This window comes from Streptomyces sp. RB17 (genome assembly GCF_009604455.1).
GTDB lineage: Bacteria > Actinomycetota > Actinomycetes > Streptomycetales > Streptomycetaceae > Streptomyces.
In genome coordinates, this window is the sequence record NZ_WEGL01000003.1 from 298,862 (window position 1) to 324,783 (window position 25,922).

Below are 25,922 nucleotides of genomic sequence, written 5' to 3' on the forward strand. Positions count from 1 at the left end.
GCGTGCGCAGAAATACGATGGCACGCGGTACACATGCGGGCCCTGCGTAGATTAGGTTCCGGAACAGCAGCTCCCCAAGCTGCAACTTTTCTCCGGCCGGCCCGGCGATCCTGCATAAAAGTGCAGCACAACAACTTGCACCATCAGGGCCGTTGCACCCCGTCCGCGCACTGCAGAGACTTCAGGCGACGCCACGCGGCCTTGATCAGGCTTGAGCAGGAGAGCCCTATGAATTTCGGAATAGTCGAATTCGGCTACGCGTTCGGTGAGACGCAGGAGGTCGCCGCGGTGGCGGCCGACTACGTACCGGACCCGGAGCGCATCATCGGGTGGGGCTACACCACCTTCCACCGCGCGCCGCAGGACGTGCACGCCGTCCAACTCGCCACACAGGCCGCCGAGGAGGCCCTCAAGCGGGCCGGCATGACCGCGGCCGAACTGGGCCTGGTCGTGTACGCGACCTCCGACCACCCGGAGTACCCGCACTGGGACTCCTCCGCGGCGCTGGCCCGGGAGCTGAGCACCCCGCTGGTGCAGACGCTGTTGCTGAACGAGGGCTGCGCCTCGGGTGTCACGGGTCTGGGAATGATTGCCGGCCAGCTGGCCATTCAGCCGGATCTGGACAACGTACTCTTCGTCGCGGTGAACCGCACCAGCGAATTTCACCGGAACCGCATGACGGTCAACAATTCCGTGCACAGCGACGCGGCCGTGGCGGTGATTCTCAAGCGGGACCACGAGGACAACCGCTGGCTGACCACCTCCCAGATCACCGACCCCGACCTGTGCGATTTCTTCCGCAGCGAATACGGCGGAAGCGTCGCCCCGCTCCCGCCGCTGAGCTGGAACAGCCTGACCGCGCCGAGCGGTCTGCTGCGCGTGCAGAACCACTTCGACCGTGACCCCAAGCGGCTGAACGCCTTCGTGCACGACCTGGAGCAGCGCGTCGTCCAGGTCGTCGAGGACGCCTGCCGGCGGGCCGGAGTGGAGCGCGCCGATCTGGCCCGCGTGATCTACATCAACGACGGCCAGTCCTCCATGCAGGAGATCGCCGACGCGCTGCAGATCCCGGTGGAGCGCACCAACGCCGAACTCGCCGCTCTGCACGGCCACATGGGTGCCGCGGACCAGCTGGTCTCGCTCGGCGAGCACCTGGAGCGGGGCGAGCTCGCGAAGGGCGACCTGGTGGCCCTGTGCGGCATCGCCATCGGCATGCGCTGGTACTGCTCCCTCGTCCGGATCTGACGGACGGCGAGGACACCATGGACAACACCCACCTGACCGAAGCGGTCCGCACCGCGGTGGCCGAGGGGCGGGCGCCGGAACCCGGCACCCGGCTGGCCCTCGCCGCCGCCGAGGACCCGGCTCTGCTGCGCCGGATCGGCGCCGCTCTGAAGTCCCTGGACCCCGAGGCCCCCGGCCTGCGCCCGGTACGGCTCGCCGTCCTGGGCACGGGCACCCTAGGCGCACTGCCCGACCTGCTCCGGGCCACCCTGGTCTCGGCCGGGCTGGGCCCGCGCATCCGGACCGGGGAGTACGGCCGGTTCGAGATGGAGCTGGCCCTCGGCACCTTCCAGGAGGGGGAGCAGCAGCCCGACGCCGTGCTGTGCATGCTCTCGGAGGAGTTCTTCCTGCCGGCCGTGCCCCAGGGCATGCCCGTCAAGGAGGTCGTCGCCCACGTCGAGAGCAGGCTGGAGGAGCTGCGCGGCCTGCTCTTCGGGGCCGCCGGGCGCTCCTCGGCCGCCCTGCTGGTGAACACCGTGCCACTGTCCCGGGCGGTACGGGACTCCTTCATCGCCATCCGCGACCGGGCCGTACTGGCGCAGGCCTGGCACCGGCTCAACGGCGACCTGCTGGGGCTGGCCGCCGAGGACCCGCAACTGGTCACCCTGGACCTGGCCGGGCTGCTGGCCCTGGACGCGGTGCCCGCCCGGGACCGGCGGCTGCACTCCTACGCCGACATGCCGTACACCGACACCGCGCTGCTGCTGCTCGCCCAGGAGACCCGCCGGGTGCTCCAGGCCCGGGCCGGGCTGTCGAGGAAGGTGCTGGCGCTGGACGCGGACAACACCCTGTGGGGCGGGGTCCTCGGCGAACTGGGCGCCCACGGCGTGCAGCTGGGCGGCCTCTACCCGGGCAAGGCCTACGGGGCCCTGCAGCGGGCGGCCTTGGGACTGCGCAAGCAGGGCGTAGTGCTGGTCCTGGCCAGCAAGAACGACGCCGCCCTGGTCGAGGAGATGCTCGCCGGCCACCCGGAGGCGGTGCTGCGGCCGGACACCTTCTCGGTGCTCGCCGCGAACTGGAACGCCAAGGCGGAGAACCTGAACCGGGCGGCTGGTTCCCTGGGGCTCGGCATCGACTCGTTCGTCTTCGTGGACGACTCCCCCTACGAGCGGGAGCACGTCAGCACCGAGCTTCCGCAGGTGGCGGTGGTCCCCGCCGACGGCGATCCCGCCCATCTGGTGGAACGGCTGCTGCGGCAGGGCTGGTTCGACGTGCCGGAGCTGACCGCCACCGACCACCAGCGGCCCGATCTGTACCGCTCTCGAGCCCTGCGCAGCGAGTACTCGGGGACGTTCAGCTCCTCCGAGGACTACCTCAAGGCGCTCGGCATCAGCGTGACCGCTGCCCCGGTCACCCCGTTCACCACGGGCCGCGTCGCCCAGCTGGCCGCCCGCACCAACCAGTTCAACCTCACCAACGTGCGGTTCGACGACACCGCGACGGCCGCGATGCGCGACTCCGCCGACCACCTGGTCGCCTCGTTCGCGGTGTCCGACCGGTTCGGCGACGAGGGCATCGTCGGAGCGGCCTGGGTGGAGCGCGGGGAGCGCGAGTGGCGGGTGCTCAACCTGGTGCTCAGCTGCCGCGTCCTCGGCCGTGGTGTGGAACTGGCCATCGCTGACTGGCTGTTCGAGCGTGCGGCGGAGGCCGGCGCCGACCGCGTCACCGCACGGTTCGTGCCGTCGGCGAAGAACTCGGTCGCGGCCGACACCTGGGAGCGGGCCGGCCTGGCGCTCGTCTCCGAGGACGCGGACGGCGTACGGACCTTCGCCGTCGACCTTGCCGGCCGTCCCCCGGTCGCCCCCGACTGGATCGGCCTGACCTCCCCCGCCTCATCCCTTGATGATCAGGAGAACCTCGCATGACCACCATGGACCTCACGGACGAGACGGCCGCCCGGGTCGTGGACATCCTCAGCGGCGTACTCGGCACCACACCTGCCGCGTTGGCCGAGGAGCCGCTGCTGGGCACCTACAAGTGGGACAGTCTGAGCACCCTGGAGGCGCTGGTCGCCCTCGAGGGCGAGTTCGGCATCGAGATCGACCTGCGCGCCCTGCACTCCCAGCGCACCGCCGTCGACCTCGTCGAACTGGTACGGGCGGCCCACGATGGCCGCTGACGACTTCGCGTTCCTGCACGGCACCTGGACGATCGCCAACCGACGCCTGAAGACCCGGCTGGCGGGCGCCGACGACTGGGAGGAGTTCTCCTCAAAGGCCGTGATCCGCCCGCTGTTCGGCGGCGCTGCCAACATCGAGGAGATCCACTATCCCGCCGAGGGTGCCTACGGACTGACCCTGCGGCTGTACGACGCCGAGAAGGACATCTGGTCACTGCACTGGGCCACCAGCGAGGGCCGGCTCTTTCCTCCCGTGCAGGGTCGGTTCACCGAGGGGATCGGCCTCTTCGAGGGCGACGACGAGCACCGGGGCACACCGGTGAGGGTCCGCTTCACGTGGACTCCGGGCGGCCCGGACTCGGCGCGCTGGGAGCAGGCGTTCTCCGCCGACGGCGGTCTCACCTGGGAGCTCAACTGGGTCATGGAGTTCTCCCGGTCCGCACCGGCCGAAGGGACCGGGTAGATGCGCGTCGCGGTGGTCGGCGGCGGCCTGCTCGGCACTCTGCTGACCTGGCGGCTGGCCACCGGGCCGGGCCGGGGGCAGTGCCGGGTCGAGCTGTGGGCCGGTGGCCACCGGGAACGCGATGAGGACGCCACCACCCGGTCCGGGGGCATGGTCCGGGCGTACGCCGGCACGGCTGCGGACAGCCTGCTGGCCGCCCGCAGTCTCGCCGAGCTCCGGTCCAGCCCGACCCTGCGCACCTGGGCCGGGTACCGGGAGACGGGCTCGGTCGTGGTGCAGGCGGCCGGCACCGGGACGGCCGGATCGGGCACGGCCGCAGCGCTCGCCGTGGTCGAGGACCTGCTGCCGGGTCATGCCGCGTGCGTGGAGGCGCCGGAGCTCGCCCGGAGGTTCTCCTTCCGGGATCTGCCCGAGGGTGCCTGGGGCATCGTCGAGGACCATGCCGGCTATCTCTTCCCCGACCGGCTCCGGGACGCCGTACTGAGCCACCTGCCCGCCGACCGGGTCCGGGTGCTGCATCGCGGGGCGGGATCGGTGGATCCCGCTCCCGCGGTCCGGCCCGCGGACGGCGGACCGGCCATGGGCTACGACGCAGTGGTCCTGGCGACGGGGCCGTGGACGCCGGCCCTGCTGGAGCGCAGCGGGCTGGACGCGGCCGGCTACCGGACCAAGCAGATCCAGTACACCTGGTGCAGCGGCTGGCCGGCCGGGCTCGGCGCGTTCACGGACGAGACCTCCGGCCTGTACGGACGTCCGGCGGACGGCGGCGGCATGATCGGCGTCCCGACCGACCTGTGGGACGTGGCCCCGTCGGCCGCCGAAGTGCGCGACGGCGTCACCGACGAACTGCGCATGGCGGTGGAGCGGCGGCTGCCCGGCGCCGTGGTCCTCGGCTTGCGGACCGTGCCGGCGCTGGACTGCTACTACGAACATCCCGGCGCGGTCCTGCGGCAGGTGGCGCGGGGCTCGGCCCTGTACACCTTCGCCGGCGGCAGCGGTGGAGCGGTCAAGACCGCTCTCGCCGCGAGCCGCGATGCGGCGGCCGCCCTGCTCGAAGGGGACCCCGAAGGCCGGTCGGCCGGGCCGGCGGTTCAGCTGACCGCGGCCTGATCCTGCCGGACCCCCTGCTGCTCCCGCGCGAGGAGCACCCCGAGCTGGACCAGGTTGGAGGCGCCCAGCTCGACCTTGATGGCGGCCACATGGTTGTCGTAGGCGCGCTTGCGCAGTCCGACGCGGCGGGCGATGTACGCACCGCTGTGGCCGGCCATCAGCAGTTCTTTGATGCGCGTCCGGATCTCGGGCACGACCTCGGTGGAGGCGGCCCGGGGTCCGGTCAGGTTGAAGGACTTGCCGTGCGACCAGGCCCGTTCGTAGAGGTCGACGAGGAAGCCGACGACCCCCGGGTCGGCGATGGCGGTGGCGGTGACGTGATCGTTCGCGGTGGAGATGACGGCGACCCGCCGGTCTACGAGCACCATTCTGTCGAAGTGCGAATCCGCGACGGTGCGGAACTCACCGCCGAGTTCGGTGGCCCGCCGCACGTATTCCTTCATCGGTTCGTTGAACCGGGCGGCGTGCTGGTAAATGGTGCGTACCCGGACGCCCTTGGCCAGGCACGACTCCGTCTTCGTCAGGGCCTGTTCCAGCGCATCGGGCGTCCGTGTCCAGCCCGGTTGGGCCGACGCGATCTCGACGGTGGCAGAACTCGCCAGTTCCTCGATGTAGGCGTTGATGGACGAAGCGGGAGAAAGGGTGGTCATCACGGGGGGTCGCCCCGCTGCCCACTCGCTCTCTCCGGACATACCAATGCTGTTGTGCGACACCCTTACCCCCATATTGACGCAGCAGCGCCAAGAGCATACGGCCCCGTCTTGGCAAGCCAAATGATTAGCTCACCAATCGGCACCGTTTCTCTCGTGATTCACGTCACATAAGCAGATGGGAACCGACGGAGGGTGTCCTGTCGATTCGCCCAGCGATGCTCGACGCATAGTCCCTGGTCAGCGGCGCCCGACTCGGGATGGCGCCACTCCGCGCGCTACCCGGGACCCCGTGGCTCGCCGCCACATCATGACGCATAGTCAACTTGACGAAGTTACTGGGCATGTGGTATATGGCCGAGCGCGGTGTTTCCATGGACCCCGTGAACGGCACTCGCGCCACCAGGTGACCGCGCGAGGGGCGCCGACGCCCACCGTCATGAGGCTGCGGACGGCCGTCGACAGCCGGCCGCCGCTGCGGTGCGGGCCGCGGCGGCAGAAGCCCGGCCCGTCCTTCTTCCGCTACCGCCCTGCTGTCTACGGTGCCGCGGCATGGGCAGCCAGGGGAATATCCGCGTGCTGTGCGGCCCTCGGCACCGCCTGCAGGCCCGGTCGCGCGGGCGCCGTCGCCGGTCGGAGCGACAAGGTGCCGGTGGTGCGATCACCCACGACGACAGGACCGTCCCACGCCCAGCGGCGTCGGACGGTCGGACTGGGGTGACGTGGAGGTGGGTGCCGTCGACGGGTCGAAGGACGGTCGGCAACGCCGGCGTCACGCACCTGGGGCCGTAGCGACGTGGCGGAATCGCGCCTAGACGTTGAAGCGGAACTCCACCACGTCCCCGTCCTGCATGACGTAGTCCTTGCCCTCCATACGGGCCTTGCCCTTGGCGCGGGCCTCGGTGACGGAGCCCGTCTCGACCAGGTCGTCGAAGGAGATGACCTCGGCCTTGATGAAGCCCTTCTGGAAGTCGGTGTGGATCACACCGGCCGCCTCGGGGGCCGTGGCGCCCTTCTTGATGGTCCAGGCGCGGGACTCCTTGGGGCCGGCCGTGAGGTAGGTCTGCAGGCCGAGGGTGGTGAAGCCGACGCGGGCCAGGGTGGCGAGGCCGGGCTCGTGCTGGCCGACGGACTCCAGCAGCTCCAGCGCCTCCTCCTCGTCCAGCTCGGCGAGGTCCGCCTCCAGCTTGGCGTTGAGGAAGATCGCCTCGGCGGGGGCGACGAGGGCGCGCTGCTCGTTCTTGAAGTCCTCGTCGATCAGTTCGTCCTCGTCGACGTTGAAGACGTAGAGGAAGGGCTTGGTGGTGAGCAGGTGCAGGTCGTGGAGGAGTTCGCTGCGCTCGGTGCCCTGGACGATGCCGTGCGCGAAGAGCGTGTCGCCCTTCTCCAGGATCTCCTTGGCCTCCTCGACCGCCTTGACCTTCGGAGCCACGTCCTTCTTGATCCGGGACTCCTTCTGGAGGCGCGGGAGGACCTTCTCGATGGTCTGGAGATCGGCGAGGATCAGCTCGGTGTTGATCGTCTCGATGTCGTCCTTCGGCGAGACCTTGCCGTCGACGTGCACGACGTTCTCGTCCTTGAAGGCGCGGATGACCTGGCAGATCGCGTCGGACTCACGGATGTTCGCGAGGAACTTGTTGCCGAGGCCCTCGCCCTCGGAGGCGCCGCGCACGATACCGGCGATGTCGACGAAGTCGACCGTGGCCGGAAGGATGCGTTCCGAGCCGAAGATCGAGGCCAGCTTGGCGAGCCGGCCGTCGGGGACGCCGACCACGCCGACGTTGGGCTCGATCGTGGCGAACGGGTAGTTGGCCGCCAGCACGTCGTTCTTGGTCAGGGCGTTGAACAGGGTCGACTTGCCGACATTGGGCAGGCCGACGATTCCGATCGTGAGCGACACGTTGCGACTTCCCGTAGGTGAGTGGGCCAGAGGCTGCCAGGGGCCAGAGACTGACACCGGCCGATCCACCAGTTTACGGCGTCCGCGCGGGGCGGCTCCCGGGAGCTTCGAACGCCTGGCCAAGCTCTTCCCACCGGCGTGTCTGATGGGCTATTCGGCACATAAACAGACCTAAGTTGGTCCAGTGGAGCAACACGGATCGCGACCCCCGAACGACGGACCGCGACGCGGCACGCCGCAGCAGAACGCGCGCCTGCCCCCGCAGGCCCGGCGCGGGGCCGGCGGCGAGCGCAGACCGGGCCAGGGGCAGGGGACGCGCCGGCCGGGGCAACAGGACCGCGGCGCGCCACGGGCAGGAGCCGCCGCCAGGCAGATACCTCCGGGGCCACGGCTCACCGGCCTCGGCAGCGGACTGTTCTGCGTCCTCGCGATGTTCCTGCTCGGCTGCCTGGACACGCTGCTGTTCGGCGAGTCCATGAGGGTGTACGGGGTGCTGTTCCTGCCGGTGTGCGTCCTGACCGCGCTGTGGGTGCGGGCCGGGGACGTACTGACCGCGCCGGTGGTCGTACCGATCGCGTTCGCGGCGGGCATGCTCCCCGTCGCCGGCGGTGGCGGGGGGCTGCCGGGCCGGCTGATGGGGCTGTTCACCGGGCTCGCCACGCAGGCGGGCTGGCTGTACGGGGGGACGCTCGTCGCCGGGGTGATCGTGCTGGTACGCCGGGTGCAGTGGGTACGACGGCGCCGGCGGCGTTGGTGACCGGCTGACCCGGACGGTGGCCGACCGCTCCCCAGGGGGGCGGGGAACTGCGCGACCGGCCACGACGGCGCCGCGGACGGCAGAGGTCCCCAGCTACACGGCCACCCGCACCTACGCGCTCTCCTGGGCCGCTCTCATCGCCGCCCCCACGATCCCCGCGTTGTTCTGCAGCTGCGCGGGGACGATCTCGGCCTTGATGCCGTCGATGAAGTGCAGGAACTTGTCGGCCTTGCGGCTGACCCCGCCGCCGATGATGAACAGCTGCGGCGAGAACAGCATCTCCACATGCTCGAGGTACTTCTGGACGCGGTGGGCCCACTGCTCCCAGGTCAGCTCGTGGTCCTCCTTGGCCTTGCTGGAGGCTCGTCTCTCGGCGTCGTGGCCGCTGAGCTCCAGGTGGCCCAGCTCCGTGTTCGGGACGAGGATGCCGTCCACGAAGACGGCGCTGCCGATGCCGGTGCCGAAGGTGAGCAGGATGACCGTGCCCCTGCGGTCCCGGCCGGCGCCGAACTGCATCTCGGCGACGCCCGCGGCGTCCGCGTCGTTGACGACCGTCACCGGCAGGCCTCCCAGCTTGCCGCTGAACAACGCGCGCGCGTCGGTGTCGATCCAGCCCCGGTCGACGTTCGCCGCCGTACGGACCGTGGCGCCGTCGGTGATCACTCCGGGGAAGGTCAGGCCGACGGGGCCGGTCCAGCCGAAGTGGTCGATGACCTGCTTGACCCCGTCGGCCACGCCGTCCGGCGTCGCCGGGTGCGGGGTGAGCACCTTGCATCGCTCCTGGGCGAGGTCGCCCCTGTCCAGGTCCACAGGGGCGCCCTTGATCCCGGATCCGCCGATGTCCACACCGAAGATCTGCATGGCACCACGTTACGACGGACGACTGACGGTCACTCCTCGGAGGCGCCGGTGCCGCCGCGCTCGGCGACCAGGGAGACGGCCTCGTCGCGCAGGTCGCGGCGGAGCTCCTTGGGCAGCGAGAAGGTGATGGACTCCTCGGCGGCCTTGACGATCTCCACGTCGCCGTAACCGCGCTCGGCGAGCCATTCCAGCACCTGCTCGACCAGCACCTCGGGGACCGAGGCGCCCGAGGTGACGCCGACGGTCGTCACGCCCTCCAGCCAGGCCTCGTCGATCTCGTCGGCGAAGTCCACCAGGTAGGCCGCGCGGGCGCCGGCGAGCTTGGCGACCTCGACCAGGCGCTTGGAGTTGGAGGAGTTGCGCGAGCCGACGACGATGACCAGTTCGGCCTCGGCGCCCATCTGCTTGACGGCGAGCTGGCGGTTCTGCGTGGCGTAGCAGATGTCGTCGCTGGGCGGGGAGACCAGGCCCGGGAACTTCGCCTTCAGGGCGTCGACGGTCTCCATGGTCTCGTCGACGGAGAGGGTGGTCTGGGACAGCCAGACGACCTTCGACGGGTCGCGGACCTCGACCTTGTCGACGTCGTCGGGGCCGTCGACCAGCTGGATGTGGTCGGGGGCCTCGCCGGAGGTTCCGATGACCTCCTCGTGGCCCTCGTGGCCGATCAGGAGGATGTCGTAGTCGTCCTTGGCGTAGCGGACGGCTTCCTTGTGGACCTTGGTGACCAGCGGGCAGGTGGCGTCGATGGTGGCGAGGCGGCCCCGCTCGGCCTCCTCGTGCACGACCGGGGCGACGCCGTGCGCCGAGAACATGACGATGTTGCCGGGTGGCACCTCCTCCGTGCGCTCGACGAAGACGGCGCCCTTTTTCTCGAGGGTCTGCACGACGTACTTGTTGTGGACGATCTCGTGCCGGACGTAGATCGGGGCCCCGTACTGTTCGAGGGCCTTCTCGACGGCGATCACGGCACGGTCCACACCGGCGCAGTAGCCCCGGGGGGCGGCGAGCAGGACACGGCGGCCAGACGAAGCGGTCATGCGTCCCATCGTAAGGCCGCGTTCGGCGGCGCCGAGATCGCGTGCCCGGTGCCGCACGGGGAACACGGACTGCCATGTCCGACCCGGATACGACGACGCCGTCCCCGTCCCCGTCCCGGACCGACGAGCACCACCGGCTGCGGCGCAGTCTCGGCTTCCGGGACCTCGTGGTCTACGGGCTCCTCTTCATCGCCCCCATGGCGCCGGTCGGCATCTTCGGCACGCTGGACGCCCGGTCGCACGGCGCGGTGGCGCTGGTCTACGTGGTGGCGACGGTCGCCATGGCGTTCACCGCTTTCAGCTACGCGCAGATGGTGCGGGTGGTGCCGCAGGCGGGGTCGGTGTTCGCCTACGCGCGCGTGGGGCTCGGCAAGGGGGCGGGGTTCGTCGCGGGCTGGATGGCGATGCTGGACTACGTCCTCATCCCCGCGGTGGCCTACCTGTTCTCCGGGATCGCGATGAACGCGCTGGTCCCGGCGGTGCCCCGGTGGGTGTGGACGGCTCTGGCCGTCGTCGTCACCACCCTGCTGAACCTGTGGGGCGTACGCGCGGCGGCGCTCGTGGGTTTCCTGGTGCTGGCCATGGAGATCGTGGTGCTGCTGGTGTTCGTGGTCTCGGCGATCGTGGTGCTGGCGCGCGACGGGGCCGCGCGGGGGCCGCTGTCGCCGCTGACGGACGACGGCACGCAGGGGCCGTTCACGCTCTCGGCGGTGCTCGGCGCGGTCTCGGTCGCCGTGCTGTCGTATCTCGGCTTCGACGCGATCGCGACGTTCGCCGAGGAGGTCACCGGGGGCGCGGAGAAGGTGGCGCGGGCGCTGCTGTGCTGTCTGGCGCTGGCCGGTGCGCTGTTCGTGGCGCAGACGTATCTGGTGGCGTTGCTGGAGCCGGCGACGTCCGCGCGGTTGGCGGCGCGTCCGGAGCAGCAGGGGTCCGCCTTCTACGACGCGGTGGACGCCTCGGTCGGCGGCTGGCTGCACGATCTGGTGGCCGCGAGCAAGGCGATCGGGGCGGCGTTCGCGGCGCTGGCGGGGCAGGCCGCGGCGGGACGGCTGCTGTTCGCGATGGGCCGGGATCACCGGTTGCCGCGTGTGCTGTCCCGGACGGACGCCGGTGTGCCGCGGGTCGCTCTGGTGTGCGCCGCGGTGATCACGCTGATCGCGGCGGGGTGGGCGGCGCGGCGGTCCGACGGCCTGGACAGGCTGGTGTCGGTGGTCGACATCGGCGCGCTGACGGCGTTCACGCTGCTGCACGCGAGCGTGGTGGGGTATTTCGGGCGCCGGCAGAGCGAGCGGAGCTGGTGGCGGCATGTGCTGATGCCGGTGGTGGGGGCGGCGATCACGGTGGCGGTGATCGTGGCGGCGAGCGGGGTGGCGCAGGTGGTGGGGGCGGTGTGGCTGGTTGTGGGCGTGCTGGTGCTGGTGGGGCAGCGGGGCAGGGCGCGGCCGCTTGAGTAGCTGATCGACGTCTCCCAGGGGCGCGGGGAACTGCGCGACCAGCCACGACGGAGCCGCACCCGGCAGACGGCCGGAAGCCCAACGGCGCCCCCTTGTCAGTACCCCCCGTTACTCTCGAGCCCATGGCTGCACAGACCACCCCCGAAGCCCCCCTCCCCGTCGGTGAGGTCTCCCGGCTGATCGGGGGCTGGATCGATCGGCTCGGTGCGGTGTGGGTGGAGGGGCAGATCACCCAGTTGTCGCGGCGGCCCGGCGCCGGGGTCGTGTTCCTGACGCTGCGGGATCCGTCGTACGACATCTCCGTGAGCGTGACCTGCTACCGGCAGGTGTTCGACGCCGTCGCCGATGTCGTCGGGGAGGGCGCCCGGGTCGTCGTACTGGCGAAGCCGGAGTGGTATGCGCCCAGGGGCCAGTTGTCCCTGCGCGCCGCCGAGATAAGGCCCGTCGGCGTCGGTGAGCTGCTGGCCCGGCTGGAGCAGCTGAAGAAGGCGCTCGCGGCCGAGGGCCTGTTCGCGCCGGAGCGGAAGAAACCGCTGCCCTTTCTGCCGCAGCTGATCGGCCTCGTCTGCGGTCGCGCCTCCGCCGCGGAGCGGGACGTGCTCGAGAACGCCCGCCACCGCTGGCCCGCCGTCCGCTTCGAGGTGCGCAACGTCCCGGTGCAGGGCGTGCACGCCGTGCCGCAGGTCGTGCAGGCGGTGAAGGAGCTGGACGAGATCGAGGACGTCGATGTGATCATCGTCGCCCGCGGCGGCGGAAGCGTGGAGGACCTGCTGCCCTTCTCCGACGAGCAGCTCGTGCGGGCCGTGGCGCAGTGCCGTACGCCGGTCGTGTCCGCGATCGGGCACGAGCCCGACAACCCGCTGCTGGACCACGTCGCCGACCTGCGCGCCTCCACCCCTACCGACGCGGCCAAGAAGGTCGTGCCGGACGTGGGCGAGGAGTTCGAGCGGGTGCGGATGCTGCGGGACCGGGCCCGGCGCTGCGTGAACGCGTATCTGGAGCGGGAGGAGCGCGGGCTGGCGCACGCGCTGGCCCGTCCCTCGATAGAGGATCCGCACCGGATGATCGACGAGCGTGCCGACCACGTGGCCTCGCTCGTCGGGCGCAGCCGGCGGACCCTCGGCCATCTCCTCGACCGCGCGGACTCGGAGCTGACGCACACGCACGCGCGCGTGGTGGCCCTCTCCCCCGCGGCGACACTCAAGCGCGGTTACGCGGTGCTGCAGAAGACGGACGGGCACGTGGTACGCGGTCCGGACGAGGTGACGGAGGGCGAGGCGCTCCGGGCCCGTGTCGCCGACGGCGAATTCACAGTGAAGGTAGGCGAATGACCGGCAAGGTGGACGAGGCGCTCTCCTATGAGCAGGCGCGGGACGAGTTGATCGAGGTGGTACGGCGCCTGGAGGCGGGCGGTACGACGCTCGAGGAGTCTCTGGCGCTGTGGGAGCGCGGCGAGGAGCTGGCCAAGGTGTGCCGGCGCTGGCTCGAGGGGGCGCGGGCCCGGCTGGACGCGGCGCTGGCGGAGGAGGAAGCGGAAGAGGAGGCGGACGCCGAGTAGGCGACCGCGCCTTGCCCCTGTGAAGCGGGTCACCGCGCCCCGACTGTTGTTGAAGCTTGAACTTCATTGCCGTAGGGTCGGTCTCGTCAGCCGATCCGGACCGCGGTCCGGTACGTCGGATCAAGGCGCCACCCAAGGAAGTTCACGCATGTCTCTCGTTCTTGACCCCGCTGCCCAGGACCTGCTGTTCCGTGAGGCCCGCACCGCGAACAACTTCACCGACGAGCCGGTCACCGACGAGCAGGTCCAGGCGATCTACGACCTGGTCAAGTACGGCCCGACCTCCATGAACCAGTCGCCGCTGCGGGTCACCCTGGTCCGCTCCCCCGAGGCCCGTGAGCGCCTGGTGCAGCACATGGCCGAGGGCAACCAGCCGAAGACGGCCGCCGCCCCGCTGGTCGCGATCCTCTCCGCGGACAACGAGTTCCACGAGGAGCTGCCGCAGCTCTTCCCGCACTTCCCGCAGGCCAAGGACCTCTTCTTCGGCGAGCGCTCGGCGCGCGAGGGCAGCGCCGCACTGAACGCCGCTCTCCAGGCCGCCTACTTCATCATCGGCATCCGCGCCGCGGGCCTCGCGGCCGGCCCGATGACCGGCCTCGACTTCGAGGGCGTCCGCAAGGAGTTCCTGGACGACGACCACACCCCGCTGATGGTGGTCAACATCGGCAAGCCGGGCCCGGACGCCTGGTTCCCGCGCTCGCCGCGCCTGGCGTACGAGGACGTCGTCACGACCGTCTGAGCGGATCCGTACAGCAGGAGGCCCCCGGCATCGCCGGGGGCCTCCTCGCATGCGGTGCGTGGCTCACTGCATCTTCAGCGCCGCCGCCATCTTCGTCAGCTCGTCGAAGGACGCCGTGCCGGCCACCACCGTGGTGGAGCCGGGCGTGCCGTTCAGGACGAGGGCGTCGTAGCGGCCGCCGGTGTAGCGGGTCCAGGTGCGGCCGTCGATCCTCTCGGTCTTCTTCGTCGCCGACGCGCCCTGGCCGGCCTGGTCGATGAAGTCGGCCGGCTTCTGCGTGGACTGCTCGATCTGCACGTACTGGCTGTCCGGGGTCTGGAAGCCCAGGTGCCAGCTGTCGCCGTCCTCGCCCTGGAAGCGTACGGAGGTCGCCTTCCAGGTACTCGGCAGGCCCTCGGGTGCCGCCACCGGGTAGCTCGCCGCGCGACGGGCCGTGAGCAGTTCGACCCGGTAGTCGACCCGCTTGAGGTCGGGAGAGTGATCGTCGTGCGGGATGGCGAGGAAGTAGACGACCAACGCCGCCATACCGATCAGGGCCAGGGAGAGAATCATGTCCCTGGCCGTCTTCTGCTTGCCGTTCGAACCTGCCACGCCCTCTATCGTCGCAGGTGCCCCAAGCGCTCATCCGTGGGGTCCCCTGCTCATTTTGTCTGCCTAACGATAGAGTCAGGGCCAACACCCTCATCCGGCCGTCGTCGTATCAGAAAGGTGCGCTCCGATGACCGAAAATCATCACCTGCCGTCCGAGCTCGATGTTCCCTCCGAGGCTCCCGACCGCAACCTCGCCCTGGAGCTCGTCCGGGTGACCGAAGCCGCCGCCATGGCCGCGGGCCGCTGGGTGGGGCGCGGCGACAAGAACGGCGCCGACGGCGCCGCGGTGCGCGCCATGCGGACCCTCGTCTCCACCGTGTCGATGAACGGCGTCGTGGTCATCGGCGAGGGCGAGAAGGACGAGGCCCCGATGCTCTTCAACGGGGAGCACGTCGGCGACGGCACCGGTCCCGAGGTCGACATCGCGGTCGACCCGATCGACGGCACCACGCTGACGGCCAAGGGCATGCCGAACGCGATCGCCGTCCTCGCCGCCGCCGAACGGGGCGCCATGTTCGACCCGTCCGCCGTGTTCTACATGGACAAGCTGGTCACCGGCCCGGAGGCCGCCGAGTTCGTCGACATCGACGCGCCCGTGGCCGTGAACATCAAGCGGATCGCCAAGGCGAAGAAGGCCACGCCGGAGGACGTCACGGTCGTCATCCTCGACCGGCCGCGCCACGAGGGCCTGATCAGGGAGGTCCGGGAGGCCGGCGCGCGCATCAAGCTGATCTCCGACGGCGATGTGGCGGGCTCGGTCTACGCGCTGCGCGAGGGCACGGGCGTCGACCTGCTGCTGGGCATCGGCGGTACGCCCGAGGGCATCATCTCGGCCTGCGCCGTGAAGTGCCTGGGCGGCACCATTCAGGGCAAGCTGTGGCCCAAGGACGACGAGGAGCGTGCGCGGGCCATCGACGCCGGGCACGATCTGGACCGCGTCCTGACGACGGACGACCTGGTGTCCGGCGAGAACGTGTTCTTCGTCGCCACCGGTATCACCGACGGTGAGCTGCTGCGGGGTGTGCAGTACCGGTCGGAGACCGCGCTGACCGAGTCCATCGTGATGCGGTCGAAGTCGGGGACGGTGCGGAGGATCTACTCCGAGCACCGGCTGAGCAAGCTGCGGGCTTACAGCGCGATCGACTTCGACCGCGCCAAGTAACGCCTGGTCGAAGGGGGCTGCGCGGCCGCCGGCGAGTGCGGGTCGTCCGTGGCCGGTCGCGCAGCCCCTTCAGGTGGGTCCGCTCAACCTGCTATGCGGTTGGCCGCCGTCGCCCTCGCCGCCTTCTTCAGTTCCATCTCCCGCCTGCGGCGCCTCGCCAGGACCACACGGCGTTCCGCTGCCGTGAGGCCGCCCCAGACGCCGTACGGCTCGGGCTGGAGGAGGGCGTGTTCGCGGCACTCGACCATCACCGGGCAGCGGGCGCAGACGCGCTTGGCCGCCTCCTCGCGGGACAGCCGGGCGGCGGTCGGCTCCTTGGACGGGGCGAAGAACAGCCCCGCCTCGTCGCGCCGGCACACGGCTTCGGTGTGCCAGGGAGTGTCTTGGTCCCTGTCTCGCGCTGGCACCCGCTGCACCGGAAGGGCAGCTACCTGCAGGGACGAATGCGGCGGTTGCAGCACGGTCTACTCCTGACGACGGCTTCGCGAGCGAGAGACGATGCAGCAAGGCCTACCCCCTGTGCGCGCGCCTATGCACAGCGTTCCCAGTCGGGGGCGCACAAGCGGCTCGTTCGCGCCCCCGCCGGGGCGGCGGGGCAGGAGCGGAACCCTCCGGTCACCGGCGGATTCGCGACCGTCAATGCCCCAGGTGTCTGCGCAACTTCCGGTCGACCTTGTCCTGGACCCGCTCCAGCTTGCGGTCGACCTTGCTCTGCACCCGGTCCAGGATGTCCGCCACGCGCTTGCCGCGCCTCGGGCGTGCCTCGACATTGCCGAGTACGGCCCAGCCGTCGACGTAGACGACCGGGGCGTCGGACTCCACCGAGTCCAGGGTGTCCACCTCGAAGTTGCCGAGGACGCCGCCTCCGGAGCCGCGCAGCGACACGTTCTCCGGGACGCGGATCTGGACGTCGCCGAGGACCGAGACGGCCTTGATCACGACCTGCTGGTACTCGAAGATCGCCTCGCTGAGGTCGATCTCGACGCTTCCGAAGATCGAGTACGCGTGGATCCGGCGGCCGGCGCGCCAGCGCCCCCGGCGCACCGCGCTGCTGAAGACGGCGACAACGTTGGCGTCCGCCTCCTGCGGGATGGCGCCCGGGGTGGGGCGGGGAGGCACGGGTGTGTAGGCGGGGGCGGCGGGGCGCTGGTGGGCGGCGGGCAGGTCCCGGATGAAGACCTCCAGCTCGCCCACCGTCTTGGCGGTGAGGACGCCCTCGACCCGCTCGGCGTGCTCCTCGGCGGTCAGCCGCCCCTCGGCCAGGGCCTCGCGGAGAATCTCGGCGATGCGATCACGGTCGGCGTCCGAGGCACGCAGCTCGGAGACAGGTGCTTCGGTGTGCTTCTGAAGGTCCACGGAGACAGCGTACCGAAACGCGATAGATCGCGACTAGGGGCTGTGGAAAACCTCGGCGTGTCGAACTGAGCCCTACCTCACAGGTTCCGTGTCGGCGGCAGGTTCTAGGCTGGTGAGGCCCGCCAGCGTCGGCGGGCGGCCGTCCGTCAGAGTGAGGAATGGGCTGAGATGCCTGAGTTCGCGTACACCGATCTGCTCCCCCAGGGAGAGGACACCACCCCCTACCGGCTGGTGACGTCCGAGGGCGTCTCCACGGTCGAGGGGCCCGACGGGCGGACGTTCCTCACGGTGGAGCCGGAGGCGCTGCGCAAGCTGGCCGAGGAGGCCGTCCACGACATCCAGCACTACCTGCGCCCGGCCCACCTCGCCCAGCTGCGCCGGATCATCGACGACCCCGAGGCCTCCGGCAACGACAAGTTCGTCGCGCTGGACCTGCTGAAGAACGCGAACATCGCGGCGGCCGGCGTGCTCCCGATGTGCCAGGACACCGGCACGGCGATCGTCATGGGCAAGCGCGGCCAGAACGTACTGACGGCCGGCGAGGACGAGAAGCACCTCTCCCACGGCATCTACGACGCCTACACCAAGCTCAACCTGCGCTACTCGCAGATGGCTCCGCTCACCATGTGGGAGGAGAAGAACACCGGCTCCAACCTGCCGGCCCAGATCGAGCTGTACGCCACGGACGGCGGCGCCTACAAGTTCCTGTTCATGGCGAAGGGCGGCGGCTCGGCCAACAAGTCCTTCCTGTACCAGGAGACGAAGGCCGTCCTGAACGAGGCCTCCATGATGAAGTTCCTGGAGGAGAAGATCCGCTCGCTCGGCACGGCCGCCTGCCCGCCGTACCACCTGGCGATCGTCGTCGGCGGCACCAGCGCCGAGTACGCGCTGAAGACCGCGAAGTACGCCTCCGCGCACTACCTGGACGAGATCCCGGCGGAGGGCTCGGAACTCGGCCACGGCTTCCGCGACAAGGAGCTGGAGCAGAAGGTCTTCGAGCTGACCCAGAAGATCGGCATCGGCGCGCAGTTCGGCGGCAAGTACTTCTGCCACGACGTCCGCGTGGTCCGCCTGCCCCGGCACGGCGCGTCCTGCCCGGTCGCCATCGCCGTCTCCTGCTCCGCCGACCGCCAGGCGCTGGCGAAGATCACCCCCGAGGGCGTCTTCCTGGAGCAGCTGGAGACGGACCCGGCGCGCTTCCTGCCGGAGACGACGGACGAGCACCTCGAGTCGGACGGCGACGTCGTCAAGATCGACCTCAACCAGCCGATGGACACGATCCTCGCCGAGCTGACGAAGTACCCGGTCAAGACCCGCCTCTCGCTGACCGGCCCGCTGGTCGTGGCCCGCGACATCGCGCACGCCAAGATCAAGGAGCGGCTGGACGCGGGCGAGGACATGCCGCAGTACCTGAAGGACCACCCGGTGTACTACGCGGGCCCGGCGAAGACCCCCGAGGGCTACGCCTCCGGTTCCTTCGGCCCGACGACGGCGGGCCGCATGGACTCCTACGTGGAGCAGTTCCAGGCGGCGGGCGGCTCCAAGGTGATGCTGGCGAAGGGCAACCGTTCGAAGCAGGTCACCGACGCGTGCGACGCCCACGGCGGCTTCTACCTCGGCTCCATCGGCGGCCCGGCCGCCCGCCTCGCCCAGGACTGCATCAAGAAGGTCGAGGTGCTGGAGTACGAGGAGCTGGGCATGGAGGCCGTCTGGAAGATCGAGGTCGAGGACTTCCCGGCGTTCATCGTCGTGGACGACAAGGGCAACGACTTCTTCACCGACCCCGCCCCCCAGCCGACGTTCACCTCGATCCCGGTGCGGGGGCCGGGGCTGGCGTAAGTCCCTGCTGCCGTGGCCGGCGGCTCCGAGTGACTGTCGGGGCCGCCCGCTTCTCGGTCAGTGTCGTGCCTCCGCGGTCCGAGTAAAGGGCGCTGCGCGTCGCCTTCGGCGATGGCCCTCCGGGCCACCCTTGACTCGGCCCGCTCCAGCACGGGGAAGAAGCGAGCGGGCGGCCCGGAAACAGTGCCCGCCCCAGCCCCGCTACCCCTCGACTCGGCTGCGCCCGCGCCCACGGCCGGGGCGCGCGACCGCGCCTCACATGGACGCCGGGTGGGCTAAGCGGCTTGCGAGCGGTAGAGGGGTGGGGGCGCGCGGTCGGGCCTCACATGGACGCCGGGAGGGTTCAGCGGCTTGCGGGTGGTGGGGGGCCGGGGCGCGCGGGCGCGGGGTGGCGGCACGCCGGGACGGTTCAGCGGCTTGCGGGCGGTGCGGGAGCCGGGGCGCGCGGGCGCCTCTCGTATGCACGCCAGGGGGCTTGGCGGCTTACGGCCGGCCGGAGGCTGCCCCCACATGCCCCTCAGGTCACACGCGGGCCGGGGATCGGCGGTGCTTGGAAGCAATTGGCAGATCTGTTCCAACTCTCCCAGCCCCCGCACCCCTCCGACCTGCAGCTTTGCCCCTGCCCCACGGAACAGATCTGCCCAAACCTTCCAATCACGCCTGGCTGGGGACTGGTGAGGCACATGTGACGCACGAGGGCAGCTGCCCGGAACCGACAGCCCAGCGGCCAGCCATCCCCGTCCCGGAGCGCCGCACCCCAGCCCCGGAGCGCCTCAGCCTCAGATCGCCGCGGCCTCGGCCCCGGACCCGGCGCGCCCCCACTCTCGGGCCGTCTCGGTCCCCGACCCCCAACCGACCGCGCCCAGACCGGCCACCGGCCGCACCCCGACCGGCCACACGCCCCCAACCCCCCACCGCCACTCGCCGCCCCCCTCACACACCGGCCGCACGACCCCTCCCCGCCTCCCCCACCGGCCGCACGGCCCCTCCTCCCCCCTCCCCCTGCTCCCTCCCCCCACCGGCCGCTCGCCGCTAAGCCGACCCGGCGTGCTGGCGAGGCGCGAGCGCGTCCCTTCGCCGACGGGAGTGCCCAGCCGACCCCGGGGGCCACGCCGGTCGGGGCCACTGCTCTTTCGGGCCGCTCGCTCGCTTCTTCCCCGTGCTGGAGCGGGCCGAGTCAAGGGTGGCCCGGAGGGCCATCGCCGAAGGCGACGCGCAGCGCCCTTTACTCGGACCGCGGAAGCACGACACTGGCCAAGAAGCGAGCGGCCCAGAGGGTCACGTCACAACTCCGCTTCCCGCACGGCGGAAACGAACGACGACCATGCCGACCGACCGAAGACCAGTGCCGGGCCGTGAGGGGCCTTGGAGTCGCGGACGGGAAGGCCGTGACGGTGGTGGTCGAGCACCTCGACGCAGCTGCCCTCGTTCCCCCCACTGTAGGAAGACTTGCGCCATCCCTTCAGCGCGGAGGACTTGAGGATGATGTGCTGCTCAGTCATGGTGGCCGTATTCCTTCGCAATCGACCGCAGCAGAGCCAGTGAATCCCGCTGCGGCAGGGCTTCTCCCAGCACCAGATCGTAGGCGGCCTGGATGCGCTCGACCAGGGCCGGTTCGTCGTACACCGTGCCTGCGAAAGCCCCTTCTTCGTAAGCCACCGGCGGCTGATCCGCGAACCACATCAGCGTGACCATGCCGCCAAGGAGCGGGTGTCCTCCATGCCCCAACGGCACGATGTGCACCCGGATCCGCTCAGCCTGCACCAGCCCGACAAGATGCGTGATCTGATTCGCCATCACCTGGGGGCCGCCGATCGGCCGCCTCAGCACGACCTCGTCGAGCAGAGCCCAAACGATCGGCGTTCGGGCGTCCTCAAGGATCCGAGCCCGATCGAGCCGGGTCGCGACGGCCTTCGCACGCTCCTCCTTGACCAGAGGCGGAAAGGACGCGTCCCGCATCACCGCATCCGCATACCCCTCCGTCTGCAGCACCCCCGGCACGAACGACAGCGCGAACTCCCGGATCATCGCCGCCTGTTGCTCCAACGCCAGCGCCACTTCGAAATGGGGCGCCACCGGCCGGCGGTCATTGCCCGGCCGGAAGTTCGTCAGCGCGCCCCGCGTACCGAGCACCTGATCCAGCCTGCGCGCGTCCTCCTCCGACGGCACCCGCCTCCCCGCCTCGATATGCGCGATGTGCGTGCGCGACATGAACGCAGCGTCGGCCAGTTCCTGCTGCGTCATCCCCACCGCCTCCCGTTGCTGACGGAGCCAGTCACCGTACGCCGTCCCCACGAGGTACCTCCTTGCAGCCGATCCCTCACTCAGCGTAATGACAGGGAACAACCGCGCGTGCCCGATCGCTATAACTCCCATGAGCGACTACCGCATCGAGCACGACTCCATGGGCGAGGTCCGCGTCCCCGCCACCGCCAAGTGGCGCGCCCAGACACAGCGGGCCGTCGAGAACTTCCCCGTCTCCGGCCGGCGACTCGAACGCGCCCACATCGAGGCGCTGGCCCGGATCAAGGGCGCCGCCGCCAAGGTGAACGCGCAGCTCGGTGTGCTCGACAAGGAGATCGCCGAGGCGATCCAGGAAGCGGCCGCCGAGGTCGCCGAGGGCAGGTGGGACGAGCACTTTCCCATCGACGTCTTCCAGACCGGCTCCGGCACGTCCTCCAACATGAACACCAACGAGGTCGTCGCGACCCTCGCGAGCGAGCGGCTCGGCCGTGACGTGCACCCGAACGACCACGTCAACGCCTCCCAGTCCTCCAACGACGTCTTCCCCTCCTCGATCCACATCGCCGCCACCGCCGCCGTCACCCACGACCTGATCCCCGCCCTCGACCACCTCGCCACCGCCCTGGCCCGCAAGTCCGAGGAGTTCGCCGACGTCGTGAAGTCCGGGCGGACCCACCTCATGGACGCCACCCCCGTGACGCTCGGCCAGGAGTTCGGCGGATACGCCGCCCAGGTTCGCTACGGCGTCGAGCGGCTCCGCGCCTCCCTCCCCCGGCTCGCCGAGCTCCCCCTCGGCGGTACCGCCGTCGGCACCGGCATCAACACCCCGCCGGGCTTCTCCGCCGCCGTCATCCAGGAGGTCGCCCGGGTCACCGGGCTGCCGCTCACCGAGGCCCGCGACCACTTCGAGGCGCAGGGCGCCCGGGACGGGATCGTGGAGACCAGCGGGCAGCTCAGGACCATCGCGGTCGGGCTGACGAAGATCGCCAATGACCTGCGGTGGATGGCGTCCGGGCCGCGCACCGGGCTCGCCGAGATCCGGCTGCCCGACCTCCAGCCCGGCTCGTCCATCATGCCGGGCAAGGTCAACCCGGTGATCCCCGAGGCCGTCCTCATGGTGGCCGCCCAGGTCATCGGCAACGACGCCGCCATCGCCACCGCCGGCGCCGCCGGGAACTTCGAGCTGAACGTCATGCTCCCGGTCATCGCCAAGAACGTGCTGGAGTCGATCCGGCTGCTCGCCAACGTCTCCCGGCTGCTCGCCGACCGGACGATCGACGGCATCACCGCCGACCGGGAGCGGACCCGGGAGTACGCGGAGTCGTCTCCGTCCGTGGTGACCCCGCTGAACAGGTACATCGGCTACGAGGAGGCCGCCAAGGTCGCCAAGAAGTCCCTCGCCGAGCGGAAGACGATCCGGGAGGTCGTGCTGGAGAGCGGGTACGTCGAGCGCGGTGACCTGACGCTGGAGCAACTCGACGAAGCCCTGGATGTCCTGCGGATGACGCACCCGTAACCACGAGCGAACCATTCCAGCCACCCGCCCGGATCCGTGACGCGCACCGCAGCGTCGTGTGCCTACGGCACCTAATATCTGTCCATGACGGACGACGGAGCGATGACACGGGTGGAAACGGCGGACACGGCGGACACGGGAGACACCGGACCCGCGGCCCACTGGACCGCGGGGACCCCGATCCTGTGGCGCTACCGGGAGAACGCCGGCGAGCGCTTCCACATCGCCCGGCCCGTCACCGTCGTCCGTGACGACGCGGAACTGCTCGCCGTGTGGCTGGCCCCCGGCACCGAGTGCGTGAAGCCGGTCCTCGCCGACGGCACGCCCGTGCACCTGGAGCCGCTCCGGTCCCGCTACACCAAGCCGCGCTCGGTGCAGCGGGACCGCTGGTTCGGCACGGGGGTGCTGAAGCTGGCCCAGCCCGGCCGGCCCTGGTCGGTGTGGCTGTTCTGGGAGCCGGGCTGGCGGTTCAAGAACTGGTACGTCAATCTTGAGCAGCCGCTGGCCCGTTGGGCGGGCGGGGTGGACTCCGAGGACTACTTCCTGGACATCTCCGTGCACCCCGACCGCAGCTGGCACTGGCGGGACGAGGACGAGTTCGCGCAGGCCCAGCGGGACGGGCTGATGGATGCGCGGACCGCCGAGCGGGTCCGGGCGGCCGGACGGGACGCGGTGGAGGTGATCGAGGCCTGGGGGGCGCCGTTCGCGGACGGCTGGCAGCACTGGCGCCCGGATCCGTCCTGGGCGGTACCTTCTCTCCCCGAGGACTGGGACCGTACGCCCGCGCACGTGTCCTCATGAGACCCTTGATGCGCCCCCGGGCATCAAACGTAGGATCGTCCTCCGCAAACAGGTAATCAGAGTCGGTGTGAAGCACTGTCGTTGAGGGGTGGTGGTCGGGTGGCTGGCGGAAGGGCAACTCCGGGAGTACACGTCAGGCTTGACCGATCGTCACCGAGGGGCGGCAGCGCGTGAGCGAGGGGCACCAGGGCACAGGAACCACCTCTGACCACGCGGGAATTCCGTTCCTGGGGCACGTATTGCGGGTATCGGGACTTCTGCGGGAGCAACTGCGCGCCCGGCGTGCAGTGCCGTACGGATGGATGCGACACGCGTGACGGAGCAGCCCACCTCCTTCGAGCGCCCTCAGAGCGCCGACCCCGCGGAGGGCCGCGGGGCGCTCCTGCGTACCCCGAAACCGGCCGACAGCCCGGCCTTACCGGTGCAGGCCGCCCGGGCGGAGGGCGCGTCCTCCGGACCGGGCACCGCCACGCCCTGTGGCCAGGGGAAGGACGGCAAGGGGATTCAGCCCCCGGTCGGCAAGGGGAAGGAGCCCCCAGTCAACGGCCCCGAGCACTCCCAGCCCGCCACCACCGAACCCGGTGCGCACCGCCCGCGCCCCGCGCCGGAGGCCATTCCGCCGCGCCCGGCGCCGGAGGCGATCCCGCCGCAGCCCGGCGCCGAGCAGGAGCGGGGTCCGGGCGGCCAGGACCGCCGTACCGGGCGCGGCCTGCCGCCGGGCCGGCCGATGCCGATGCGGCGCGACGGCGACCGGCTGAGATTCGTGGGCGCGGCCACCCGGCGGATCGCCCGCGGACTGGACCTGGACGAGATCGTGATGGGGCTGTGCCGGGCGACCGTGCCGACCTTCTCCGACGCGATCCTGGTCTATCTGCGCGACCCGCTGCCGGTCGGTGACGAGCGGCCCACCGGACCGGTGGTGCTGCGGCTGCGCCGTACCGACCGGATACCGGAGGACCGGGACACCGACGGTGTGCTGCTGCCGCCCGCGTTCGAACCCGAGCCGGAGCCGAGCGCGCTGGCCGAGCTGTCGTCGCTCACCACCGAGCTGTGCGAGGTGCGCCCCGGCGGCGCGCTGAACGAGGTGCTGCGCGGGGTGCGGCCGGTGTTCGCCGAGTCGCCCGCCGCCCGGGCCGCACTGCCCGAGCTGCTCGGCGACTGCGCGGAGACGGTCGTGCCGTCCGGGCAGCACGCGATCCTCGCGCCGCTGCGCGGCCGGCGCCGGGTGATCGGCGCGGCGCTGTTCCTGCGCCGCCCGGAGCGGCTCGCCTTCGAGGCCGACGACCTGCTGGTGGCGGCCCAGCTGGCCACGCACAGCGCGCTGGGCATCGACAAGGCGGTGCTGTACGGCCGGGAGGCGTACATCGCCGACGAGCTGCAGCGCACCATGCTGCCGGAGACCCTGCCCCGCCCGACCGGGGTGCGGCTCGCCTCCCGGTATCTGCCCGCCGCGGAGACCGCGCGGGTCGGCGGCGACTGGTACGACGCGATTCCGCTGCCGGGCAGCCGGGTCGCGCTGGTCGTCGGTGACGTCATGGGGCACTCCATGACCTCGGCGGCGATCATGGGCCAGCTGCGCACCACCGCGCAGACCCTGGCCGGGCTCGATCTGCCCCCGCAGGAGGTGCTGCACCACCTGGACGAGCAGGCGCAGCGGCTCGGCACGGACCGCATGGCGACCTGTCTGTACGCCGTCTACGACCCGGTGACGCACCGCATCACCATCGCCAACGCCGGCCATCCGCCGCCCGTGCTGCTGCACCTGGGCGGCCGGGCCGAGGTGCTGCGGGTGCCCCCGGGCGCGCCGATCGGCGTCGGGGGTGTCGACTTCGAGGCCGTCGAGCTGGACGCGCCCGCCGGGGCCACGCTGCTCCTCTACACCGACGGGCTGGTGGAGTCCCGGCTGCGGGACGTGTGGACCGGCATAGAGCAGCTGCGGGAAAAGCTCGCCGCGACGGCCCGGTTGACCGGCCCGGACCATCCGCCGCCGCTGGAAGCCCTGTGCGACGAGGTGCTGGACATGCTCGGGCCGGGCGACCGGGACGACGACATCGCGCTGCTCGCGGCCCGCTTCGACGGGATCGCGCCGAGCGATGTCGCGTACTGGAAGCTGGAGCCGGACGAGACGGCCCCCGGCCAGGCCCGCCGGCTGGCCCGGCGCGCGCTCGCCCGCTGGGACCTGGAGGAGCTGTCGGACTCGGTGGAGCTGCTGGTCAGCGAGGTCGTGACGAACGCCGTACGGTACGCGTCCCGGCCGGTGACGCTGCGGCTGCTGCGCACGGACGTGCTGCGCTGCGAGGTCGGGGACGACGTTCCGCAGTTGCCGCGGCTGCGCCAGGCCCGGGCCGACGACGAGGGCGGGCGCGGCCTGTACCTGGTCAACAGGCTGGCCCGGCGCTGGGGCGCGACCCGGCTGAGCACCGGCAAGGTGGTGTGGTTCGAGCTGAACCGGGGCTGAACCGGGCCTGATGGAGCCGTAGC

The 25,922-nt window shown here is 71.0% G+C and carries 24 protein-coding genes; 15 read left to right on the forward strand and 9 right to left on the reverse strand.

The window, feature by feature from the left end; translation table 11 throughout:
* Positions 1 to 228 precede the first annotated feature (228 nt).
* From SRB17_RS15010 to SRB17_RS15030, 5 genes are read left to right on the forward strand one after another with little or no spacing between them, the layout of a single operon-like run.
* Positions 229 to 1,245 carry a 3-oxoacyl-[acyl-carrier-protein] synthase III C-terminal domain-containing protein gene (locus SRB17_RS15010; protein ID WP_153538817.1) on the forward strand — a complete coding sequence of 339 codons (1,017 nt, stop codon included), beginning with the start codon at positions 229 to 231 and terminating at the stop codon, positions 1,243 to 1,245.
* A 17-nt stretch (positions 1,246 to 1,262) separates the two neighbouring features.
* Positions 1,263 to 3,149, forward strand: a complete 1,887-nt coding sequence (locus SRB17_RS15015) for an HAD-IIIC family phosphatase (protein ID WP_153538819.1) — start codon at positions 1,263 to 1,265, stop codon at positions 3,147 to 3,149.
* A complete protein-coding gene (locus SRB17_RS15020; protein WP_153538821.1) occupies positions 3,146 to 3,403 on the forward strand; it encodes an acyl carrier protein in 258 nt (85 codons plus the stop codon). The genes SRB17_RS15015 and SRB17_RS15020 overlap by 4 nt, the downstream gene beginning before the upstream one ends.
* The gene (locus SRB17_RS15025; RefSeq protein WP_153538823.1) at positions 3,393 to 3,866 is read left to right on the forward strand and encodes a hypothetical protein; all 474 of its coding nucleotides are present in this window, start codon (positions 3,393 to 3,395) and stop codon (positions 3,864 to 3,866) included. The genes SRB17_RS15020 and SRB17_RS15025 overlap by 11 nt, the downstream gene beginning before the upstream one ends.
* Positions 3,867 to 4,976 carry an FAD-dependent oxidoreductase gene (locus tag SRB17_RS15030; RefSeq protein ID WP_153538825.1) on the forward strand — a complete coding sequence of 370 codons (1,110 nt, stop codon included), beginning with the start codon at positions 3,867 to 3,869 and terminating at the stop codon, positions 4,974 to 4,976.
* Here SRB17_RS15030 and SRB17_RS15035 read toward each other — a convergent pair.
* Both SRB17_RS15035 and ychF read right to left on the reverse strand, forming a co-directional pair.
* On the reverse strand, positions 4,958 to 5,626 hold the full coding sequence (locus SRB17_RS15035) for a hypothetical protein (protein WP_153538827.1): 669 nt from the start codon (positions 5,624 to 5,626) through the stop codon (positions 4,958 to 4,960). The genes SRB17_RS15030 and SRB17_RS15035 overlap by 19 nt on opposite strands.
* Positions 5,627 to 6,437: 811 nt before the next feature.
* On the reverse strand, positions 6,438 to 7,526 hold the full coding sequence (gene ychF, locus SRB17_RS15040) for a redox-regulated ATPase YchF (protein ID WP_323375562.1): 1,089 nt from the start codon (positions 7,524 to 7,526) through the stop codon (positions 6,438 to 6,440).
* Between the two features lie 184 nt (positions 7,527 to 7,710).
* On the opposite strand from ychF, the gene SRB17_RS15045 reads away from it, so the two are divergent.
* Positions 7,711 to 8,283, forward strand: coding sequence for a DUF6542 domain-containing protein (locus SRB17_RS15045; protein WP_323375564.1), 573 nt, complete (start codon positions 7,711 to 7,713; stop codon positions 8,281 to 8,283).
* Between the two features lie 111 nt (positions 8,284 to 8,394).
* On the opposite strand, the gene ppgK is transcribed toward SRB17_RS15045, so the two are convergent.
* Positions 8,395 to 9,144: a polyphosphate--glucose phosphotransferase gene (ppgK, locus tag SRB17_RS15050; RefSeq protein WP_153538829.1), complete on the reverse strand. Its 750-nt coding sequence runs from the start codon at positions 9,142 to 9,144 to the stop codon at positions 8,395 to 8,397.
* Positions 9,145 to 9,173: 29 nt separating this feature from the next.
* Positions 9,174 to 10,190 carry a 4-hydroxy-3-methylbut-2-enyl diphosphate reductase gene (locus SRB17_RS15055; protein WP_153538831.1) on the reverse strand — a complete coding sequence of 339 codons (1,017 nt, stop codon included), beginning with the start codon at positions 10,188 to 10,190 and terminating at the stop codon, positions 9,174 to 9,176.
* A 65-nt stretch (positions 10,191 to 10,255) separates the two neighbouring features.
* Here SRB17_RS15055 and SRB17_RS15060 point away from each other — a divergent pair, with 65 nt between their 5' ends.
* From SRB17_RS15060 to SRB17_RS15075, 4 genes are all read left to right on the forward strand, one after another.
* Positions 10,256 to 11,635 (forward strand): APC family permease, encoded by a 1,380-nt coding sequence (locus tag SRB17_RS15060; RefSeq protein ID WP_153538833.1) that lies wholly within the window; start codon positions 10,256 to 10,258, stop codon positions 11,633 to 11,635.
* Between the two features lie 122 nt (positions 11,636 to 11,757).
* The gene (gene xseA / locus SRB17_RS15065; protein ID WP_153538835.1) at positions 11,758 to 12,966 is read left to right on the forward strand and encodes an exodeoxyribonuclease VII large subunit; all 1,209 of its coding nucleotides are present in this window, start codon (positions 11,758 to 11,760) and stop codon (positions 12,964 to 12,966) included.
* Positions 12,963 to 13,193 carry an exodeoxyribonuclease VII small subunit gene (locus tag SRB17_RS15070; protein WP_055706901.1) on the forward strand — a complete coding sequence of 77 codons (231 nt, stop codon included), beginning with the start codon at positions 12,963 to 12,965 and terminating at the stop codon, positions 13,191 to 13,193. The genes xseA and SRB17_RS15070 overlap by 4 nt, the downstream gene beginning before the upstream one ends.
* A 148-nt stretch (positions 13,194 to 13,341) precedes the next feature.
* A complete protein-coding gene (locus SRB17_RS15075) occupies positions 13,342 to 13,932 on the forward strand; it encodes a malonic semialdehyde reductase (RefSeq protein ID WP_153538837.1) in 591 nt (196 codons plus the stop codon).
* Positions 13,933 to 13,995: 63 nt separating this feature from the next.
* Here the strand turns inward: SRB17_RS15075 and SRB17_RS15080 are convergent, their stop codons facing one another.
* Positions 13,996 to 14,523 (reverse strand): DUF4245 domain-containing protein, encoded by a 528-nt coding sequence (locus tag SRB17_RS15080; RefSeq protein WP_323375567.1) that lies wholly within the window; start codon positions 14,521 to 14,523, stop codon positions 13,996 to 13,998.
* Between the two features lie 127 nt (positions 14,524 to 14,650).
* Between SRB17_RS15080 and glpX the strand changes: the two genes are divergently transcribed.
* Positions 14,651 to 15,685: a class II fructose-bisphosphatase gene (glpX, locus tag SRB17_RS15085; RefSeq protein ID WP_153538840.1), complete on the forward strand. Its 1,035-nt coding sequence runs from the start codon at positions 14,651 to 14,653 to the stop codon at positions 15,683 to 15,685.
* Between the two features lie 83 nt (positions 15,686 to 15,768).
* Here the strand turns inward: glpX and SRB17_RS15090 are convergent, their stop codons facing one another.
* Together SRB17_RS15090 and SRB17_RS15095 are read right to left on the reverse strand one after the other, a co-directional pair.
* Positions 15,769 to 16,146 carry a WhiB family transcriptional regulator gene (locus SRB17_RS15090; RefSeq protein ID WP_323375568.1) on the reverse strand — a complete coding sequence of 126 codons (378 nt, stop codon included), beginning with the start codon at positions 16,144 to 16,146 and terminating at the stop codon, positions 15,769 to 15,771.
* A gap of 175 nt (positions 16,147 to 16,321) precedes the next feature.
* On the reverse strand, positions 16,322 to 17,041 hold the full coding sequence (locus SRB17_RS15095) for a DUF1707 SHOCT-like domain-containing protein (RefSeq protein WP_323375569.1): 720 nt from the start codon (positions 17,039 to 17,041) through the stop codon (positions 16,322 to 16,324).
* Positions 17,042 to 17,209: 168 nt separating this feature from the next.
* Here SRB17_RS15095 and SRB17_RS15100 point away from each other — a divergent pair, with 168 nt between their 5' ends.
* Positions 17,210 to 18,880 carry a fumarate hydratase gene (locus tag SRB17_RS15100; protein ID WP_153538842.1) on the forward strand — a complete coding sequence of 557 codons (1,671 nt, stop codon included), beginning with the start codon at positions 17,210 to 17,212 and terminating at the stop codon, positions 18,878 to 18,880.
* Between the two features lie 1,283 nt (positions 18,881 to 20,163).
* Here SRB17_RS15100 and SRB17_RS15105 read toward each other — a convergent pair.
* The gene (locus SRB17_RS15105) at positions 20,164 to 20,382 is read right to left on the reverse strand and encodes a DUF397 domain-containing protein (protein WP_153538844.1); all 219 of its coding nucleotides are present in this window, start codon (positions 20,380 to 20,382) and stop codon (positions 20,164 to 20,166) included.
* Positions 20,375 to 21,175 (reverse strand): helix-turn-helix transcriptional regulator, encoded by an 801-nt coding sequence (locus SRB17_RS15110; RefSeq protein WP_323375571.1) that lies wholly within the window; start codon positions 21,173 to 21,175, stop codon positions 20,375 to 20,377. Before SRB17_RS15110 ends, SRB17_RS15105 begins: the two co-directional genes overlap by 8 nt.
* A gap of 79 nt (positions 21,176 to 21,254) precedes the next feature.
* On the opposite strand from SRB17_RS15110, the gene SRB17_RS15115 reads away from it, so the two are divergent.
* From SRB17_RS15115 to SRB17_RS15125, 3 genes are all read left to right on the forward strand, one after another.
* Positions 21,255 to 22,640 (forward strand): class II fumarate hydratase, encoded by a 1,386-nt coding sequence (locus tag SRB17_RS15115; protein ID WP_153538848.1) that lies wholly within the window; start codon positions 21,255 to 21,257, stop codon positions 22,638 to 22,640.
* 84 nt (positions 22,641 to 22,724) lie between these two features.
* Positions 22,725 to 23,441 (forward strand): DUF402 domain-containing protein, encoded by a 717-nt coding sequence (locus SRB17_RS15120; RefSeq protein WP_153538850.1) that lies wholly within the window; start codon positions 22,725 to 22,727, stop codon positions 23,439 to 23,441.
* Positions 23,442 to 23,754: 313 nt separating this feature from the next.
* Positions 23,755 to 25,899: a SpoIIE family protein phosphatase gene (locus tag SRB17_RS15125; protein ID WP_323375572.1), complete on the forward strand. Its 2,145-nt coding sequence runs from the start codon at positions 23,755 to 23,757 to the stop codon at positions 25,897 to 25,899.
* Positions 25,900 to 25,922 lie beyond the last annotated feature (23 nt).

What these genes read in the sequence shown, in the direction of transcription:
- SRB17_RS15010 (WP_153538817.1), top strand. Translation starts at nt 229, where the DNA reads ATGAATTTCGGAATAGTCGAATTCGGCTACGCGTTCGGTGAGACGCAG.
- SRB17_RS15015 (WP_153538819.1), top strand. Translation starts at nt 1,263, where the DNA reads ATGGACAACACCCACCTGACCGAAGCGGTCCGCACCGCGGTGGCCGAG.
- SRB17_RS15020 (WP_153538821.1), top strand. Translation starts at nt 3,146, where the DNA reads ATGACCACCATGGACCTCACGGACGAGACGGCCGCCCGGGTCGTGGAC.
- SRB17_RS15025 (WP_153538823.1), top strand. Translation starts at nt 3,393, where the DNA reads ATGGCCGCTGACGACTTCGCGTTCCTGCACGGCACCTGGACGATCGCC.
- SRB17_RS15030 (WP_153538825.1), top strand. Translation starts at nt 3,867, where the DNA reads ATGCGCGTCGCGGTGGTCGGCGGCGGCCTGCTCGGCACTCTGCTGACC.
- SRB17_RS15035 (WP_153538827.1), bottom strand. Translation starts at nt 5,626, where the DNA reads ATGACCACCCTTTCTCCCGCTTCGTCCATCAACGCCTACATCGAGGAA.
- ppgK (WP_153538829.1), bottom strand. Translation starts at nt 9,144, where the DNA reads ATGCAGATCTTCGGTGTGGACATCGGCGGATCCGGGATCAAGGGCGCC.
- SRB17_RS15055 (WP_153538831.1), bottom strand. Translation starts at nt 10,190, where the DNA reads ATGGGACGCATGACCGCTTCGTCTGGCCGCCGTGTCCTGCTCGCCGCC.
- SRB17_RS15060 (WP_153538833.1), top strand. Translation starts at nt 10,256, where the DNA reads ATGTCCGACCCGGATACGACGACGCCGTCCCCGTCCCCGTCCCGGACC.
- xseA (WP_153538835.1), top strand. Translation starts at nt 11,758, where the DNA reads ATGGCTGCACAGACCACCCCCGAAGCCCCCCTCCCCGTCGGTGAGGTC.
- SRB17_RS15070 (WP_055706901.1), top strand. Translation starts at nt 12,963, where the DNA reads ATGACCGGCAAGGTGGACGAGGCGCTCTCCTATGAGCAGGCGCGGGAC.
- SRB17_RS15075 (WP_153538837.1), top strand. Translation starts at nt 13,342, where the DNA reads ATGTCTCTCGTTCTTGACCCCGCTGCCCAGGACCTGCTGTTCCGTGAG.
- glpX (WP_153538840.1), top strand. Translation starts at nt 14,651, where the DNA reads ATGACCGAAAATCATCACCTGCCGTCCGAGCTCGATGTTCCCTCCGAG.
- SRB17_RS15100 (WP_153538842.1), top strand. Translation starts at nt 17,210, where the DNA reads ATGCCTGAGTTCGCGTACACCGATCTGCTCCCCCAGGGAGAGGACACC.
- SRB17_RS15105 (WP_153538844.1), bottom strand. Translation starts at nt 20,382, where the DNA reads ATGACTGAGCAGCACATCATCCTCAAGTCCTCCGCGCTGAAGGGATGG.
- SRB17_RS15115 (WP_153538848.1), top strand. Translation starts at nt 21,255, where the DNA reads ATGAGCGACTACCGCATCGAGCACGACTCCATGGGCGAGGTCCGCGTC.
- SRB17_RS15120 (WP_153538850.1), top strand. Translation starts at nt 22,725, where the DNA reads ATGACGGACGACGGAGCGATGACACGGGTGGAAACGGCGGACACGGCG.